Annotated in this window: 17 protein-coding genes and 1 riboswitch; of the genes, 14 read left to right on the top strand and 3 right to left on the bottom strand. The window is 41.8% G+C overall.

Features of this window, described 5'->3' with window-relative positions:
* Positions 1-63: 63 nt before the first annotated feature.
* From tenA to bglH, 9 genes are all read left to right on the top strand, one after another.
* Positions 64-750, top strand: coding sequence for a thiaminase II (tenA, locus tag C6Y02_RS03890; protein WP_106030687.1), 687 nt, complete (start codon positions 64-66; stop codon positions 748-750).
* A complete protein-coding gene (locus C6Y02_RS03885) occupies positions 747-1,346 on the top strand; it encodes an ECF transporter S component (protein ID WP_034660488.1) in 600 nt (199 codons plus the stop codon). The genes tenA and C6Y02_RS03885 overlap by 4 nt, the downstream gene beginning before the upstream one ends.
* Complete coding sequence (locus tag C6Y02_RS03880; RefSeq protein ID WP_106030686.1) at positions 1,321-2,919, top strand: ABC transporter ATP-binding protein; 1,599 nt, start codon at positions 1,321-1,323, stop codon at positions 2,917-2,919. The genes C6Y02_RS03885 and C6Y02_RS03880 overlap by 26 nt, the downstream gene beginning before the upstream one ends.
* Positions 2,909-3,643 (top strand): energy-coupling factor transporter transmembrane component T family protein, encoded by a 735-nt coding sequence (locus C6Y02_RS03875; protein WP_034660485.1) that lies wholly within the window; start codon positions 2,909-2,911, stop codon positions 3,641-3,643. Before C6Y02_RS03880 ends, C6Y02_RS03875 begins: the two co-directional genes overlap by 11 nt.
* A gap of 149 nt (positions 3,644-3,792) precedes the next feature.
* Complete coding sequence (locus C6Y02_RS03870) at positions 3,793-4,632, top strand: methyl-accepting chemotaxis protein (RefSeq protein ID WP_034660484.1); 840 nt, start codon at positions 3,793-3,795, stop codon at positions 4,630-4,632.
* A 171-nt stretch (positions 4,633-4,803) separates the two neighbouring features.
* Positions 4,804-5,619 (top strand): YwqG family protein, encoded by an 816-nt coding sequence (locus tag C6Y02_RS03865; RefSeq protein ID WP_106030685.1) that lies wholly within the window; start codon positions 4,804-4,806, stop codon positions 5,617-5,619.
* A 235-nt stretch (positions 5,620-5,854) separates the two neighbouring features.
* Positions 5,855-6,688 carry a BglG family transcription antiterminator LicT gene (gene licT, locus C6Y02_RS03860; RefSeq protein ID WP_034660482.1) on the top strand — a complete coding sequence of 278 codons (834 nt, stop codon included), beginning with the start codon at positions 5,855-5,857 and terminating at the stop codon, positions 6,686-6,688.
* Between the two features lie 327 nt (positions 6,689-7,015).
* Positions 7,016-8,923 carry a beta-glucoside-specific PTS transporter subunit IIABC gene (locus C6Y02_RS03855; protein ID WP_106030684.1) on the top strand — a complete coding sequence of 636 codons (1,908 nt, stop codon included), beginning with the start codon at positions 7,016-7,018 and terminating at the stop codon, positions 8,921-8,923.
* On the top strand, positions 8,895-10,313 hold the full coding sequence (bglH, locus tag C6Y02_RS03850; protein WP_060597604.1) for an aryl-phospho-beta-d-glucosidase: 1,419 nt from the start codon (positions 8,895-8,897) through the stop codon (positions 10,311-10,313). Before C6Y02_RS03855 ends, bglH begins: the two co-directional genes overlap by 29 nt.
* Positions 10,314-10,366: 53 nt before the next feature.
* Here bglH and C6Y02_RS03845 read toward each other — a convergent pair whose 3' ends face one another.
* On the bottom strand, positions 10,367-11,491 hold the full coding sequence (locus C6Y02_RS03845) for a 5-methyltetrahydropteroyltriglutamate--homocysteine S-methyltransferase (RefSeq protein WP_106030683.1): 1,125 nt from the start codon (positions 11,489-11,491) through the stop codon (positions 10,367-10,369).
* A gap of 87 nt (positions 11,492-11,578) precedes the next feature.
* Positions 11,579-11,691, bottom strand: a riboswitch (SAM riboswitch).
* Between the two features lie 210 nt (positions 11,692-11,901).
* Here C6Y02_RS03845 and C6Y02_RS03840 point away from each other — a divergent pair.
* Positions 11,902-12,579: a DUF3298 and DUF4163 domain-containing protein gene (locus C6Y02_RS03840; RefSeq protein ID WP_066031534.1), complete on the top strand. Its 678-nt coding sequence runs from the start codon at positions 11,902-11,904 to the stop codon at positions 12,577-12,579.
* Positions 12,580-12,662: 83 nt separating this feature from the next.
* Here the strand turns inward: C6Y02_RS03840 and C6Y02_RS03835 are convergent, their stop codons facing one another.
* Both C6Y02_RS03835 and pepT read right to left on the bottom strand, forming a co-directional pair.
* Positions 12,663-12,842 carry a hypothetical protein gene (locus tag C6Y02_RS03835; RefSeq protein ID WP_003215411.1) on the bottom strand — a complete coding sequence of 60 codons (180 nt, stop codon included), beginning with the start codon at positions 12,840-12,842 and terminating at the stop codon, positions 12,663-12,665.
* Between the two features lie 287 nt (positions 12,843-13,129).
* Positions 13,130-14,362 carry a peptidase T gene (pepT, locus tag C6Y02_RS03830; protein WP_106030682.1) on the bottom strand — a complete coding sequence of 411 codons (1,233 nt, stop codon included), beginning with the start codon at positions 14,360-14,362 and terminating at the stop codon, positions 13,130-13,132.
* 226 nt (positions 14,363-14,588) lie between these two features.
* On the opposite strand from pepT, the gene C6Y02_RS03825 reads away from it, so the two are divergent.
* Genes C6Y02_RS03825 through C6Y02_RS03810 form a run of 4 tightly spaced genes read left to right on the top strand, consistent with a single transcriptional unit; the run spans position 14,589 to position 17,433 of the window.
* Complete coding sequence (locus C6Y02_RS03825) at positions 14,589-14,912, top strand: WXG100 family type VII secretion target (RefSeq protein ID WP_034660474.1); 324 nt, start codon at positions 14,589-14,591, stop codon at positions 14,910-14,912.
* Between the two features lie 4 nt (positions 14,913-14,916).
* Positions 14,917-16,113, top strand: a complete 1,197-nt coding sequence (locus C6Y02_RS03820) for a DUF6861 domain-containing protein (protein WP_034660741.1) — start codon at positions 14,917-14,919, stop codon at positions 16,111-16,113.
* A gap of 12 nt (positions 16,114-16,125) precedes the next feature.
* Entirely contained in the window at positions 16,126-16,884 is a 759-nt protein-coding gene (locus C6Y02_RS03815; RefSeq protein WP_106030681.1) for a hypothetical protein, read from the top strand.
* 21 nt (positions 16,885-16,905) lie between these two features.
* Positions 16,906-17,433, top strand: coding sequence for a YfjD family protein (locus C6Y02_RS03810; protein WP_106030680.1), 528 nt, complete (start codon positions 16,906-16,908; stop codon positions 17,431-17,433).
* Positions 17,434-17,443 lie beyond the last annotated feature (10 nt).

Genomic DNA, 17,443 nt, shown 5'->3' with positions numbered 1-17,443 from the left:
AGAAGGCCGCTCCATTTGGGGTGGCTTTTTCATTTATTCAACTGAAGAAGAGGAGGCTTTTTTATGACATTTTCAGCGCAATTAAGAAAAGAAACAGAACCATTATTTGAAGCCATTTATCAGCATCCGTTTGTCAGAGGCCTGGCAGCAGGAAAGCTGGAAAAGGAACAGATCATTCATTACGTCAAACAAGATGCAGAATACTTACATGCATTTATTAAAATTTATGCAGCGGCTCTAAGCAGATGTACAGACAAAGAAGATATTGCCTTTTTCCATCAACAGATTGCGTTTGTACTAGATAGTGAGACGCACCCTCATCAAAATCTTTGCCGAGTGGCAGGTGTATCGTATGATGAGCTCCAAGGAGCTTCATTGGCTCCGAGTGCTCATCACTATATTCATCACATGCTGCAAGTCGCCCAGGAAGGCACGCTTGGGGAAATCATTGCTGTCCTGCTTCCATGTCCTTGGACATATTGGGAAATTGGAAAACGAATGCTCTCAGACGTGCAGCCTGACCCGTCACATCCGTTTTATGAGTGGATCACGTTTTATGGAGGGTTAACCGACTCTATTACAGTGGAGCTTTGCAAGCGGCTCGATCAGCTGGCGGAAGGAGCAAGTGAGAAGGAAAAGGAAAAAATGAAACAGCACTTTATCTTAAGCTGTCATCTTGAGTACAAGTTTTGGGAAATGGCGTTTACGGTGGAAGAGTGGCCAGTTCCATTGCAGGTGCATTCATCATGACATGGAAGATGAAAGAAGTCGTCCTTGCTGTCATTTTATCCGTTGCGTGCGGTGTCATCTATTTAGGATGGTCCACACTTTACTTACCAATTACAGCACTTGTTGGCCCAGCAGGAGGCAACATCATGTTTGGCATTTGGGTGATTGCCAGTCCAATCGTCGCGTATATCATCCAAAAGCCGGGAGCTGCCCTGATTGCAGAAACAGCCGCTGCCGCTGTGGAATTACTGACAGGCAGCCACTTTGGTCTTTCAGCCCTGCTGATTGGTGTATGCCAAGGGCTTGGGGCAGAAATCGCCTTTGCTCTTTTTGGTTATAAACGATATCGCATGTGGACACTGATGCTGTCAGGTGCCTTTGCAGCTGTTGGAGCAATGGCATATAGCCTCGTTGCAAATGGCTTTGGTTATTACACGCCTCAAGTTTTACTCATCACACTGATGACTCAAATCATCAGCGGGATGATACTGGGCGGATGCTTAGCGAAAGTTGTGGTGGACGCATTATCCAAAACCGGTGTACTGAATCAATATGCCATCATGAAAGAAAAACGAAACAAAGGTGAACAGCATGGATTCATTTCTCGCGTGCAATAATCTCACTGTCCGTTTTTATGAACAGCCTCAGCCTGTTTTGCATCAAATCTCTCTTTCCATTCAAAAAGGAGAAAAGGTGCTTATTTTAGGACCAAGCGGAAGCGGTAAATCCACACTCATTTCAGTTCTGGCTGGGATTATTCCAGAACATATGGAAGCTGACATGCAGGGCGAAGTGAGATTGCAAAGACATACAGGCGTCATGTTTCAAGATCCTGATTCCCAGTTTTGTATGCACCGCGTCAATGAAGAAATTGCCTTTAGCTTAGAGAACCGTTCCGTCCCTCGTGAAGAGATGGATGACATCATTCAGCAGCTCATGCAAAAAGTCCAACTCGATGTCGATCCGGATACAGACATTCATACATTATCTGGCGGCATGAAGCAGCGATTGGCACTTGCTTGTTTACTAGCGTTAGAGCCAGATGTGCTGTTCTTTGATGAACCGACCGCACAGCTTGACCCAGCAGGCAGAATGGAGGTTTTCCAGCTGCTACAGCAGCTTGCAGGTGAGCAGCGACAAACCATGATTTTTGTAGAGCATGTGCTAGATGGTGTCATCGAATGGATGGACCGGGTGATTTTATTAGACGATCAAGGCAGCATTTTAGCAGAGGGGCCTCCAAAAGATGTGCTCGCGACATATGAAGAAGAAATGAAAGAGGCAGGGATTTGGCGGCCGAAATTATTTCCCGAGAAATGGTCCGCAATTATTCAAGACCCATTTCATCCAATGAGTCAAACGCTTATGCAAACCTTTGAAGCAAGAAAAGAGCAGCGTAAAAAAGTGCCGTCGACTGAGCGAGAGACCATCATTCGCACAGAAGATCTTCAATTAAGCTACGGGAAAAAAAGGATTATGAGTGACCTTCAGCTGGATATCAAAGCAGGGGATTGGGTGGCGATAATTGGGGAAAATGGAAGCGGGAAAAGCACATGTCTCAAACATTTAGTCCGTTTAGAGCCAACGAAAAAAGGCAGCATTTTCTTAAAAGAGACACCCCTCAAAAAGTGGTCTGACCGACGACTATATGAAAAAGCAGGCTTTGTGTTTCAAAATCCGGAGCTTCAATTCATACAAGATACAGTCTACGATGAAATCGCATTTGGTGGAAGACAGCGAAATTGGCCAGAATCCGTTGTGCAAGAAAAAACAGTTCAGCTATTGGAAGAGTTCGGTTTAGAGAAGCATGCAAAAGCGCATCCTTTCACCTTAAGCTTAGGTCAAAAAAGAAGATTGAGTGTGGCCACAATGCTCCTTTTTGATCAGGATGTACTATTGTTAGACGAACCGACTTTCGGGCAGGATGAAAGAACGGCGAAGGAATTAATGAGGCGTTTGAAAGAGCGTCAATGCCAAGGCACCACCATTTTGATGGTCACACATGATATGGACCTCCTCGATAAGTGTGCCGATCAAGTGCTTCTTTTTCACCAAGGAAAGCATGTGTATGATGGCACGCCTTATGATTTATTTTCAAATCAGGAACTTGTCGATGCTTATCAGCTGAGAGCCCCTTTGCATTATCGCTATGTGGCTGAAAGAAAGGACGTGCTGACGATTGCAAAGTAATCACTCCTTTCTTTCCACTGTGAATCCAGTCATCAAATTACTCGCTCATCTGCTTGCGATGTGTTGTCTCATGGCGATATCTGACCCTAAAACAACCTTCATCATCTGGCTGTTTGCACTTGGTATTGGACTTGTCTTAGGCGGATGGAATATGAAGTATCTTTTCACAAGACTTGTCCCTTATCTGCTCTTTTTTATTCTCGTATTTTGGATGATGGCGGCCTTTGGCAAGGGGGATCATACTGTTTGGAAGTGGGCATGGTTTCATATCACAGAGGAGAGTTTGAAAAATGGCCTTACCATTTCTTTCAGAATGCTTGGCTTTGTGACATTCGGTCTCCTTTTTACGTCCACAACAGATTTGACGGCCTTTATGATGAGCTTAATACATCAATGCCGAATGTCCCCAAAATGGGCATATGGGATGCTTGCCGGCTTCCGGTTTATCCCGTTATTTCAAAGTGAATTAAAGCAAATGAAGGCAGCACATAAAATCAGAGGCTATAAGCAAAAAAACAGCTGGAAAGCCTTTATGCGTTATGCACTTCCTCTTTTTACGCAGGGCGTACGAAAATCAGAGCGCTTAGCGATTGCGATGGAAGCACGAGGTTTCACGGGGGCGAGGGAGCGGACGTATTATCATGTCATCAGCACTTCGTGGATCGACTATATGTATCTTTTGCTCATCGGTATCAGTGTCTTGATGTGCATGTCCTTTTTTTAAAAATACCCACATTCTCTTGATAGAATGTGGGCTTTTTATATGTCTTAGGTCATTTGATTGATATTAGTGCACATTACAGGCTGTAATAGACCTTATAACGAACCGATAAAGAGGATGTACTGAGAAAAAGAGAGGATGAACGTGAGCGAATGTCACAGAGAATTGATAACATAATAGACGCTTTACCAATCATTGGACTAGCTATGAGAGAGCAACTAACCTTTTCTGTTTTAGGGAAAGAGAAGGTTCTTTATTATCAGCAACATGGGAACATTGACTTAGGGTTTAAAGCTGGGGACATAGTAGCTCCAGGGTTCGAAAACTTTTCTATGTTGAAAAATGGGAGAGAGCCATCGTTTATCCAAATTCCGAAAGAGGTATACGGGATTCCAATGGATATTGTAGCCGTTCCAATTAAAGATGAGACGGGTCAAGTAGTCGCTGCTTTCTGCGTGGCCTATGACCAGACCAATCAACAACGATTAGATCACATCATGACGGAGAGCAACCAAGCTTCCGAAAAACTAGTCGCAATGGTACAGCAAGTTGCCGCACATTCAGAGGAACTACAAGCGACAAGTGAACAAATTCTACAAAACACGAAAACCACTGTAGAAAATTCCTCTAAAATCAATCAAGTGTCAAATCTCATCAAAGGTATCTCTGATCAAACGAACTTACTTGGACTCAACGCATCAATTGAAGCTGCAAGAGTAGGTGAAGCAGGAGCAGGCTTCGGAGTGGTCGCAACGGAAGTGAGAAAGCTGTCAACTCACGCCAAACAAGCGACGACGGATATTGAAACAGCGCTAAAAGATGTGCAGGGATCGATTAAAGGAATGGAAGAAGAAATAGCACAAATTGTCGCTTCCTCTGAGCATCAAGCAGAGCTTGTAGGCACGTTCACAAAAATTATTGAAGGTCTTCATGAAACAAATGAAACGATGAAATCACTGGCAGAAGACTTAGTGAACTATCAAGTGAAATAAAAAATACCGACCAAAACCTCCAGATGAATCGGAGGTTTTTTTACGTTTTAAGGTGGGCAAGTTGTTCGGATAATGACCGATTTATCGCTGACAGGCAGGGTACACTTCTGTATGATAGAAAAAGAGATACTAGTCTGGTCAGTAGACCTATTCATAAGGAGGAAGACCATCGTGACACAATCAGCGAAGCTGCAAGAAATAATAGCACCTTACCGTACAATGTTAGATCAAACTGAACAGCCAATGATTCAATTACAGATGAAACAAGGAAAAACAGGACCATACGACAGCAAAATTGCAGGCGATCCTTACTTCCCAAAAAACGACGAATATCCAGTTGATGGTGAAGGACACCCTATGAAGCTATTGGCACAAATAAATTTTGGCCAGCTGCCGAAGCTGAAGGATTATCCAGAAACAGGACTTTTGCAAGTCTTTATTTCTGTGCATGATGATCTTTATGGGATGAATATTGACCATAAAACAGAGCAAAAAGATTTTCGGATCAAATTTATTGAGGAACCTTTCTTGGCCGAAGAAGAGTTGTTGACTGATTTTTCTTTTGTGAAAATTCCAGACGACTTTTATTTTCCTGTGACGAAGGAAGGCGCAATTACAGGTGAACTGGCAAGCGAAACGGTCAGTGTAGGAGATTTTCGCTTTGAAAAAGTCACAGGTAAGCGAAGCTGGGACCTATTCGAAGATGTAAAAGGCATTGATGGAAATGAAGCTGATGCCCTGCTGGATGAATTTTATGAGACAGAGAGTGGCTTTGGTCACAAATTGGGCGGATATCCAGGCTTTACACAAGAGGACCCGCGTACCTACGAAGACCAGGAACATACCGTTCTGTTATTACAAATCGACTCAGATGATGAAGTAGATCTGTTGTGGGGAGATTGCGGAATCGCCAACTTTTTTATCAAACCAGAAGACCTCAAACGAAAAAATTTCGAGAATGTCGTCTATAATTGGGATTGCTCCTGATTTTGTAAAATAGACTTTTTAAACACTCTTAATAGAGTGTTTTTTTGTATGTTTTTAGACTTTTTTGCCCCTATTTCGTCATTTTTGAGAGGTAATATGTCATTCTTTCTAGTTGACCGTATCAAAAAAAAATGTAAAATCATCTTAAAGTCCTCTTTTTTGAAAATAATAATAAAATGACATATCAATCAACGATAAATTGCTCGAAAAAGTGGAATGTACTGGGGGGTATCAATTGATCATTTCGAAAGTAATCAATAATAATGTGGTCAGTGCGTATGATGACGAGCAGCATGAGCTGGTCATTATGGGCAGAGGGATCGCTTTTCAAAAGAAAAGTGGAGATCCGATTGACGAAGAACGTATTGAAAAAGTATTTTCCATTCAAAATAAAGATATATCAGAAAAATTCAAAACCCTGCTTTATGATATTCCAATCGAGTATATGCAAGTGTGTGAGGCGATTATTGATCATGCGAGAACAACCCTTAATAAAAATTTGAATGACAGCATCTATGTGACGCTGACGGATCATATCACCTTTGCTATTGAACGTCATCAAAAAGGAATGGACATCAAAAATGCCTTGCTCTGGGAAATCAAACGGTTGTACAAAGAAGAGTTCATGTGTGGTGTAGAAGCGATCCGGATTATTCAGGACAAGCTTAACATTCATCTTCCTGAGGATGAAGCCGGTTTTATTGCCATGCATATTGTCAATGCAGAGCTCAATGAAGAAATGCCAAACGTGATTCAAATTACCAAACTCATTCAAGATATTTTAAATATCGTCAAGTATCACTTTCAAATTGATTTAGACGAGGAATCATTAAATTATTTCCGTTTTGTCACGCATTTGAAGTTTTTTGGACAGCGTCTGTTTAACGAAACACAAATGGAAAATCAAAATGAATTCCTGTATGAAGTAGTAAAAGAGAAAAACACCGCGGCTTTTCAATGTGCTGAGAAAATTAATGATTATGTTCAAAAAGAATACAACCGAAGTCTCATAGAAGATGAGATGCTATATTTAACTTTGCATATCGACAGAGTGGTAAAAAGAAAATAAATTCAAAAAGAAAGCGTTGACATCATAAAATTAACATGATAATTTATAACTATAAACAAAATAACCCACAATCTTTTAGGATTGTTACTGGTCAAGCAGGCAAAACCTAAATCATTGTCCCTATCTTTGATAAGGCGTGATTTAGGTTTTTTTATATCTAAAGACTTATAAAAATTAAATAACGATCAATCGCTATGAAGGATTGTTACTGGTTAAGCAGGCAAAACCTAAATATCGATTAATGTCTGAATTGCTATTTCTCGGACATTAATGGATGTTTAGGTTTTTTCTATATCATGATTTAATCAACGATTGGAGGGTAATACAATGAACCACAAACAAACAGCAAAAGAAGTTCTAGAGCTTGTCGGCGGTGAAAAGAACGTCAAGCACGTCACGCATTGTATGACAAGACTTCGCTTCAACTTATACGATGAAGGCAAAGCGGATAAAGAGAAGCTGCAATCAACAGACGGCGTCATGGGTGTGAATCAAAGCGGAGGCCAATATCATGTCATTATCGGCAATGATGTTTCAAATGTCTATCAAGCGATGATTGCTGACTCAGGACTGTCAACAGATGTAAAGTCAGGCGGTACAGAAGAAGCATCAAAACAAAATGTGATATCAAAACTTTTCGATTTTATCTCTGGTGTCTTCACGCCGATTCTTCCAGCCATCGCTGGAGCCGGTATGATCAAAGGAATATTGGCACTCATGCTTACGTTCCAGTGGATATCAGATAAAAGCAGTACGTATGCAATTTTAACAGCCATCGGAGACGGAGCCTTTTACTTCTTACCGATTCTACTAGCTGTAAGCGTAGCCAAAAAACTTGGCACAAATCAGTATATTGCCGCTGCCATTGCAGCAGCCGCACTGCACCCGCAGTTAACTGCTTTACTGGGCGCGGGAAATACAGAATTTCTAGGCTTGCCAGTGGTTTCTGTTGTGTACTCTTCATCGGTGATTCCAATTCTACTCACCATCTGGCTCGGCTCATATGTTGAAAGATTCGCAGAAAAATATAGTCCGAAATCATTAAAGATCATTCTTGTTCCAACGGTCACACTTCTTGTCGTAGTACCAATTATGCTCATCGCGGTAGGACCGCTTGGTGGGATTATCGGAAATGGTCTTTCAGGTGGAATTGATTTATTGTTCAAACATGCAGGTATTTTGGCCGGATTCTTGATCGGCGGCTTCATGTCACCATTGATCATTACGGGTATGCACTATGCACTACTTCCAATCATGATCAACAACATTACGTTAAACGGTTTTGACTTCATTCTTCCAATGATGTTTGTAGCGAATATGGCACAAGCAGGCGCAGCATTCGGTGTCTTCTTAAGATCAAAAAACAAAACATTCAAATCATTGGCGATGTCTACAAGTATCACTGCATTAATGGGTATTACTGAACCTGCTATGTATGGTGTGAACATGCGATTGAAAAAACCGTTCTTTGCAGCCCTCATTGGTGCAGCAGCAGGCGGCGTGTTCATGTCGATCTTTAAAGTAAAATCATATGTGATATCTGGATCAGCAGGTCTCCCAGGTCTCCCAACATTCATTGGCCCAACATTTGTCTACTCTATCATTGGATTGGTCATCGGTTTTGTTGTAGCAACCATCATGACACTTGTCCTAGGATTCAAAGATGTACCAGTGAAAGATGATACAAAAGCAGACAAACCAGAAGAAAAGAAAGACACAGCAGCACTTCAAAATGAAGTGGTACAAAGCCCGCTTGAAGGTCAACTAAAGCCGCTAAATCAAGTAAATGATGCAACATTCTCTAATGAAATCATGGGTAAAGGTACAGCCATTGTTCCAACAGTTGGACGTGTTGTAGCACCATTCAACGGCAAGGTTGAAACCATTTTTCAAACGAAACATGCCATTGGCTTAAAGAGTGACCAAGGCACAGAGCTTCTCATCCATGTTGGAATTGATACGGTGAAGCTCGGCGGAAAACATTTCACAAGTCATGTAGAGTCAGGTGATCTTGTTCAAGCAGGAGATGTGCTCGTTGAATTTGATATCGAGGGCATTCAGCAAGAAGGCTATGATGTCACCACACCAATTATTGTGACCAACACAAACGATTTTGCACAAGTTGATGCGAAAACAGAAGGCACGATTTCAGTACAAGAGACACTGCTCACAGTCAGTGTAGAAGAAAATGAGGAGGGCATTCAACATGAACAAGTTAGAAAAAACATTTCCTAAAGGTTTCTTATGGGGCGGCGCTGTTGCGGGCAACCAAATTGAAGGTGCTTATAATAAAGATGGAAAAGGCTTATCGACAGCTGATGTATCACCACACGGGATTATGCATCCATTCGATGAATCAATGAAAGACTTGAACTTATATCATGATGCGATTGACTTCTACCATCGCTATAAAGAAGATATTGCACTCTTTGCAGAAATGGGATTCAAATGCTTCAGACTATCCATTTCTTGGCCGCGTATTTTCCCAAATGGCGACGATGCTGAACCAAATGAAGCAGGCCTTGCTTTTTATGACAGAGTATTTGATGAACTGCATAAACATGGAATTGAACCAGTTGTCACGATTTCTCATTATGAAATGCCGCTTGCACTTGTGAAAAACTACGGCGGTTGGAGAAACCGTAAGCTTGTCGATCTTTATGAAACATACGCGAAAACGTTGTTTACTCGCTATAAAGACAAAGTGAAATATTGGATGACCTTTAATGAAATCAACGTCGTGTTACATGCGCCTTTCACTGGCGGCGGACTTGTATTTGAAGAGGGTGATGACGAGAAAAGCATTCAATATCAAGCAGCGCATCACCAATTTGTTGCAAGTGCTTTAGCTGTCAAAGCAGGACACGAAATCATTCCTGATGCGAAAATCGGCTGTATGATTGCAGCGATGACAACTTATCCGTACAGCTCAAGACCAGAAGATATGTTTGCTGCAATGGATCAGGATCGTAAAACATTGTTCTTCTCAGATGTACAGGCAAGAGGCTACTACCCAGGTTACATGAAACGATACTTCCGCGAAAATGGAATTCATATTGAGTTCCAAGATGGTGATGAAGACATCCTAAGAAACCATACAGTGGACTATATTGGCTTCAGCTATTATATGAGTTTTGTGACAAGTACAGATCCAGAGGTTCTTGGACAAGTTACTGGTGGTAACCTATTTGAAGGCGTGAAAAACCCTTATCTAGAAGCAAGTGATTGGGGCTGGCAAATTGATCCAAAAGGACTTCGTACAACACTAAACCAGCTATATGACCGCTACCAAAAACCATTGTTTATTGTAGAAAATGGATTGGGAGCTGTCGATCAAGTAGAAGAAGACGGATCCATTCAAGACGATTACCGAATTGATTACCTCAGAAGTCATTTGCTAGAGGCGAGAGAAGCCATTGCAGATGGAGTAGACTTGATGGGTTATACAAGCTGGGGCCCAATTGACCTTGTCAGCGCATCAACAGCTGAAATGAAAAAGCGCTACGGCTTCATATATGTTGACCGTGATAACGAAGGAAAAGGTACATTAGATAGAAAGAAAAAGAAAAGCTTCGATTGGTATAAACAAGTGATTGCGACAAATGGTGATCATTTAGATGCATAAAAGAAAAAGACAAACCGTTCATACTGCGGTTTGTCTTTTTTTCGTCAAGGGGACTATGAAGTCCACACTTGATCTGCAATCTCAATCACATGACGCAGCTTCTCCCATTGCTGCTCTTCTGTTAACAGATTGCCTTCCTCCGTTGAGGCGAACCCGCATTGCGGACTCAAGCAAATCTGGTTAATGTCGACATATTGAGCCGCTTCCTCGATCCGTTTTTTAATCTGTTCAGCCGGCTCAAACTCACCATATTTTGAAGTGACAAGCCCTAGTACGATTTGGAGGTTTGGGTTCTTCACATAGCGTAGGGGTTCAAAACCGCCAGAACGATCGTCGTCGAATTCTAAAAAGAGACCATCCAGATCTAAGCCGGCAAAAATCGTTTCTGCCGCTGCTTCATAACCGCCTTCAGCTGCCCACGTCGATTTAAAGTTACCACGACAAATGTGCATAGTGATCACCAAATCCTCTGGACGATCGGCAACCGCTTCATTGATTGTTTTCGCAAATGACTCACGAAGTTCATCTTCTTCTCGGCCAAAGGCTTTGATTTGTTCATGCCCTTTTTCAGAAAAGAACACGGCCCATGCTGTATCATCGAGCTGTAGGTAACGGCAGCCTGCATCATAAAAAGCACGGATGGCTTTCTTATACGCCTGTGCCACATCATGGTGGAATGCCTCTAGGCTGTCGTATACTCCTTCTTCAAGTTTTCCACGGAAAAAGAGCATATTCGGACTTGGAATCGTCATTTTAGCCGTATGATCACCAGCGATGCTTTGAAGGAAACGGTAATCCTCTAGCATTGGATGATCTGTAAAGTCAATCTTGTCCGTTACCTTGATGCCACGCGCTTTTGTTGTCGTATTGTGGAATTGAATACCTTGATCCGCTTCAAATCCTTCGACCCCATCTAATCCCTCAAGAAAGTCAAAATGCCACCATGCACGTCTAAATTCTCCATCTGTGACAACCTCTAATCCAATTTCTTTTTGCTTCTCCACAATGCGTGTAATTTCTTCATTTTCAATTTGCCGGAGCTGCTCTGCTGTCAGCGTACCGTCTGCCTTTTGCTTGCGTGCTTCCTTGATACGTTCTGAACGAAGTAAGCTGCCTACTTGATCTGCGCGAAATGGCGGTTTCGTTGTTTTCTTTCCAATGGTTTGTACTTGTGTCATGCTGAATCCCTTCTTTCTACAGGTTAAAAATCAAATAAAAAAGCTCTTCCTTGGATAAGGAAGAGCATCATATACTGAGAGAACTCTGCCTTATCTTCAAACAAGCATCTGCTTGTTTAAGGAATTAGCACCATTCTGTTCCGAGGAACAGCGGTTGCCGGGTTTCACAGGGCCAGTCCCTCCACCACTCTTAATAAGGTTACCTTTTGATTCAATTTTCTTAATAAACATAATTATTCAACTTTTTCGAGAGAAAGTCAATGGTTTTTACTGTTTAATTTTCCACATAAACAAATAATGGTAAAAAACCCGATGTGGAAAAAGGAAGAATAATATGGAAATAGCGCTTCTTTTGGTTCTTTTGTCATGGTATACTCAATTGGTAATAGACAAAAATGGGGGTTTTTACTATGACAATGAAAAAAGGCCTAATGATCAGCCTGCTCATTTTTTCGCTGATTGTTTCGTTGTTTGCGCCAGTTGGATCTGCGGATGCCAAACAAGCAAAAAAAGCAAAAGTAAGCACACACTATTATAAAAAGAAAAAAACGTTCAAATATGCACAGGTGAAAAACCTAAGCAAGGCGCATATGAAAACCATCAATCGTGATTTGAAAGAAGATATTTCCTTCTCCTATTCTACGTACTTGTTCTTAAAGGACGAAGCGAAAAAGGAAGGCTTTGGGAAGATCACGTACGAAAGATCGTTTAAAACGAAATTTAACAATGGGAAGAAGCTCAGTATCTTAAACTATGACTACATGAATGATGGTGGAATGCATGGGGATACGATGGTTTCCAGCATGAACTATGTGTTAACAAAGAAAAAGACAAAGCAGCTGTTCTTGACAGACGTTGTGAAAACAAAGAAAAAACGTACGAAAGTAAGAGATTATATTTATAACTACACAAAGAAACATAAAAGCAAATTCTATGCGAACCTGAAAAAAAGTGACATTGAAATCAACTACAACACGCAGTATTACTTCACGAAAAAGGGAATTGCTGTTGTCTTCCAGCCATATGAAATTTCACCTTATTATGTAGGAATTCCTATGATTCAAGTTCCTGCGAAGGTATATAAATAAAAAGAAAAACGGCCAATGAATCTGGTCGTTTTTTGTTATTTACTCAAACAAAAAGAGCCCCTCATGAGGCTCTCTCTTTAGATTTATACTTGTTTAGGTGCATCATTTAGTGGATGACGGCGTTTTCCGTTGTAGTGGCGGCGCATACGAAAGATTTCAAACTCCGAAAGCTCTGCGCTTTTTCGTTTTGGTGTGCGGTTATCTTTTTTGAAAGAGAATAGTAAGTAGCAGCAAAGTGAAGCGATAATCAATAAAATCATCATATGACATTCCTCCAATTCATCCTATTCTTTAGTGTAGACAGGGTGAGTGATGTTTATAACTGAAAATAAGCAGCAGAATCGGTTTAGTTCTTAAGGTTTAGTCGATCTGCTAATTTAGGTCTAAAATACTGGTTGTTTTTAACTATTATATTTCCAGTTATTGCACTCGTCAAGAAGAATTTTTCTGGTGTTGTCTCTATTAGTACGAAAAAGTGTCATAAAAGTTTCAGAAAATTGTAAACTTTTATTAAAAAACCGTTCCCGAACAGGAACGGTTGTAAACATATCTATGCTTTTTCTTCAAATAAACGTGCGATTTCAACGATGACTTCTGTTGCTTTCACCATGTTCTCGACAGAAATAAATTCATATTTACCGTGGAAGTTTTCCCCGCCAGTAAAGATGTTTGGCGTTGGAAGACCTTTATATGAAAGCTGGGAGCCATCTGTACCGCCGCGGATCGGTTCGATCACAGGTGTCACTGAGCGGTTTTCCATTGCTTCATGGGCAATATCCACAATATGTTTCACCGGCTCAATTTTTTCTCTCATATTATAATATTGATCTTGAATGCTGAGATTTATGCTGTTTTCTCCGTAGATGGCTTTTAAGTCATTTGCTATTTTTTCAAATAGTGCTTTGCGATCGTTAAATTTGTCTTTATCAAAATCACGAATAATATATTGCAGCTCTGCTTCTTCGACTTCTCCTACAAACTTCGTGAGATGGAAAAATCCTTCGTAGCCTTCTGTATATTCCGGAGATTCATCAGAAGGAAGCTTGTTGTGGAAGAGCATCCCAATCTTCGCAGCGCTGACCATTTTGTCTTTTGCTGTCCCTGGGTGGACGTTGTTTCCTTTAATTGATACTTTCGCACCTGCTGCGTTGAAGCTTTCATATTGCAGCTCCCCGAGCGGTCCTCCGTCAATTGTATAAGCATAGGAAGCGCCAAAGGCATCAACATCAAATTTGTGCGGCCCTCTGCCAATTTCTTCATCTGGTGTAAAGGCGACGCGAATTTTTCCATGCTTGATTTCTGGATGCTCAATCAAGTAATGCATAGCGGTCATAATTTCTGCGATACCTGCTTTGTTATCTGCACCAAGCAGGGTCGTGCCATCTGTTGTGATCAGCGTATGTCCTTGATATTTTTGTAAATTTGGAAACTGTGCTGGAGATAAAACGATATGTAGATCATCATTTAAGGTGATGTCGCCGCCTTGATAGTTTTCATGAAGCTGCGGTTTCACATTCTTGCCGGTGAAGTCAGTGGCTGTGTCGATATGAGCCAGGAAGCCAATGGTCGGCACGTCTTTGTCAGTGTTAGACGGGATCGTTCCCATGACATAGCCGTTTTCATCCATTGTCACTTCTTGAATCCCGATGGACTTCATCTCTTCAACTAGCTGTCTCGCTAGGTTCAACTGTCCTTCAGTAGATGGGCAGCTTTCCTTTTCTGCATCTGACTGCGTATCTACCTTCACATAATTTGTGAAACGCTGAATCATTTCCTTTTTCATCTATACGTCACTCCTTTTGTAGAATACGTCCATTTTATCACGTCTTGAATGCGCTTCATAACAAGAAAGGTTTTCTCTGGCAATTAGAGAGTAAAAAGACCTACTTTCATTAGGTGGTGTGTTGAATGGTTCTTTAGGGTGATTTTTTTGGGTGTCTTTTTATTTATAATGAGGACATATAAAATCATCCATTTGTACGTTGAATTGGGAGAAAGGGGTGCGAAAGTTGGATTCTAGTCAAACGCTGGCACTCGCTCAAAAGTTTCAGGAAGCAGCTGATGAGATTCGGCAGTCAAAGCAGCTGCTGGAGAATCGGCTGAAGGCAGTAGGATCAGGCTGGCAGGGAGAAGCAAGGAATAAATTTGATCAAAGCTTTGAGGAAACAACGTCACGCTATGATCAATTTGAAAAGGACTTGCTTGAAACAAGTCAGGAACTGCGCGACGCAGCGGTCAAAATCGAGGAACGGAAAGCTGAAATTGCCAGAATGGAAGAGCTTGAGCGAAAGAGAAGAGAAGAACGGAGAGAAAGAAATCGAGAAGGGAGATGATGTGATGGCACGTGACATTGTGGTTGATCCAGATCAGCTGACAGGACTGGCGAATGATGTTGTAGGCGAATTGTCTGTCATTGAAACGAAGCACCGCGATTTACATAGTGAACTGGATGGTCTCATTTTAGGCTGTGATCCTCGGTATAGAAGCTGTTTTTCAGGTGTCGGGGATGCATGGGGAGCAGGACAAGCATTGATCAGTAAATTGAGCAGTGATGATATTGCGATTCGTCATGCAAAAGATAAAATGGTCGAAGCAGACGATATTTTACGGAAAATGTACAGCATCTATGATCAATATGGTACACTCACGAGCTTAGCTGGTATTGTGATGATGCAGGCGAAATACTACGGGCTTGGGATGACGACCTTCATTAAAGACAATGGCCGGTATGCAGCGCAGCATTCAAAGCTGCTGCTTGATCTGACCAGCCGGGTAGAAGGAACGAGATTTGACCGGTTAGCAAGGATTTGGCTGAGTAAAAAAGAATTATTAAAGCGATCAAACTGGTCGATGGCTGATTTGGTCCATAAGAAATTCACAAAATTTTATCCTGACGATACAGTTGCATTCACGAATAGTGTCCGTGACTTTACAAAAGGAAGTATCAATTGGAAGGACACGGCTGCGATCAAGTCTGTTTTGAAAAATGGATCAAGATTCGCGAAAGGAAATGCCATCATTGCAACGGTTGTCACTGGTGCAACGGAAACGGTCGGCTGTGGATTGAAAATTGCCGAGAACTATGCAGAATTCGGTGATCAGCCAGAAGTCCTTAAGCGTGAAAATGCGAAGGCTGTTGGAAATGCAGTGAACAATACGGTCTTTATCGCTGGCGGATCTGTCGCAGGTGCCGTTGTCGGAGGAGCTCTAGGAAGTTTTGCAGGACCGATTGGAACCGTTGTCGGAGGAGCCATTGGTTCAGCAGTCGGTGGATTTATAGGAGAAAAAGTCGCCAAGCTGACATCAGGCTTTGCTGAGCAGGTTGCAGTGAAATTAAAGGACCCAATTCATGCGGTCGTGGATAAAGGGAAACAAGCATTCGAGCTGGCGGGTCAAGGTGTGAAAGCAGTCAATGACACCATTGATCAGGCAAATCAGGTGATACATAAAGGGATAGAAAAAACAAAAGAAACCGCAGATTCGCTCATTAAAGGTGCAGGCGATTTCTTTAAGGGTGCATTTTCTTTTGGATAAGGAGAGATCAAGTTGGATCAGCTAAGTCTAAGTATTGAGGAACTCATCTTTAGTTTTTACAGTGAAGGCTATTTTGAACAGGGCATGTCCTTAAAGGAAGCGTATTATCCTGATGTAGAGGACGAGCGCCTAGGGTTTTTATTTGAAATTGCATGCCGCTCTTTGCTCGCAAAAGGTGTACTTGAATTTCAAAACAGACAATATCGTTATAAAGCGGAATACCGTCATTTCATTCAGGCGATGAATGATGCATCTCACACCGTCAAGGCGTCTCGATTTGGGGATAAAGATGAAGAAGTCAGTACCTCCTTTCACACGACACAAATGGGCGTATATGCGCACCACACGCTTTATGATCAACAAGTCCATCAGATTCAAAAACTGAAAGACGATCAGCAGGCAGAGGAACAAGTGACTGCCTTTTTCAACATACAGATGAGTGATCACCCTGCACCTGTCATCACCCTGCAAGCAGAGGAATTTGAAAAGCTATTAGAGCAAGCAAGTGAGGCGAAGAATGAGTGGCCCTCCTTCCTTCATCGAGCAGAGAACGAAGAACTCGTGCAGGCATTTGTTTCTGATGTAAAGGCGAGAAAAGGAAAGATGGACTCCCTGATGAAGGTCGTCTACGACAAAAACAATACGCCTGATGTGGAGTCCATGTTATTTGTCATTCCAGGTGAGGAACAGTCGTGGCTTGTGTCGGGAATAAAAGAAAATGAATTTCGCATTGAGACGGCTCATAGAGACGTATTACGTTCTATATTCTAATGGAGAAAAGGAGAATGACGCTTGAATCCAAGTGAAGTAATAGAAGTGAGGAGCAGGACCTTTTTAAGGGTATGGGCATTCTTAGCAACAGGCGGCTTCGGTATCATCGGTATTTGGTTGTTTTCAGAAGCTCTTACATTTGAATCGAATTATACATTGTTTTTATTTTTAGGCGGACTACTAGGCATTGTTTATGGCTGGATCTCTTTTTTGATGATTCTGCCGGCTTTTACGAAGAGAGGAAATGTGATTTTTCGCATTCAGCGCGGGGAGAATGGCGCGGTTTTACATCGCGGGCAAGCGATCCCTTTTCAAGACATTCAATCCATCGATATGCGCAGGCATCGGTACAGTGTACGGGGTTTTCTCTTCATGGATGTGTTGATTCGGAAAATAGACGGGAAATTGATCAAGATTCCAGCGTACAGTATTTTAGATGAAGAAGTATTCGAGCAAGCCGTCAAACAAGAGATCTACCCATATTTAAATCAGTCAGCCCAAGAGAACTGGAGACAGCAGCATGGTCAGGTCGAAGAGCAGATCGACTAGGATGTATTTT

The organism is Bacillus sp. NMCC4, assembly GCF_002998555.1.
Lineage (GTDB): Bacteria > Bacillota > Bacilli > Bacillales > Bacillaceae > Bacillus.
This window is presented reverse-complemented; position numbering and strand designations above follow the sequence as displayed.

Bases quoted from the DNA above. Each gene is read 5' to 3' on its own strand.
- tenA (WP_106030687.1), top strand. From the start codon at position 64: ATGACATTTTCAGCGCAATTAAGAAAAGAAACAGAACCATTATTTGAA.
- C6Y02_RS03885 (WP_034660488.1), top strand. From the start codon at position 747: ATGACATGGAAGATGAAAGAAGTCGTCCTTGCTGTCATTTTATCCGTT.
- C6Y02_RS03880 (WP_106030686.1), top strand. From the start codon at position 1,321: ATGGATTCATTTCTCGCGTGCAATAATCTCACTGTCCGTTTTTATGAA.
- C6Y02_RS03870 (WP_034660484.1), top strand. From the start codon at position 3,793: ATGTCACAGAGAATTGATAACATAATAGACGCTTTACCAATCATTGGA.
- C6Y02_RS03855 (WP_106030684.1), top strand. From the start codon at position 7,016: ATGAACCACAAACAAACAGCAAAAGAAGTTCTAGAGCTTGTCGGCGGT.
- bglH (WP_060597604.1), top strand. From the start codon at position 8,895: ATGAACAAGTTAGAAAAAACATTTCCTAAAGGTTTCTTATGGGGCGGC.
- C6Y02_RS03845 (WP_106030683.1), bottom strand. From the start codon at position 11,491: ATGACACAAGTACAAACCATTGGAAAGAAAACAACGAAACCGCCATTT.
- C6Y02_RS03840 (WP_066031534.1), top strand. From the start codon at position 11,902: ATGACAATGAAAAAAGGCCTAATGATCAGCCTGCTCATTTTTTCGCTG.
- C6Y02_RS03835 (WP_003215411.1), bottom strand. From the start codon at position 12,842: ATGATGATTTTATTGATTATCGCTTCACTTTGCTGCTACTTACTATTC.
- pepT (WP_106030682.1), bottom strand. From the start codon at position 14,362: ATGAAAAAGGAAATGATTCAGCGTTTCACAAATTATGTGAAGGTAGAT.
- C6Y02_RS03820 (WP_034660741.1), top strand. From the start codon at position 14,917: ATGGCACGTGACATTGTGGTTGATCCAGATCAGCTGACAGGACTGGCG.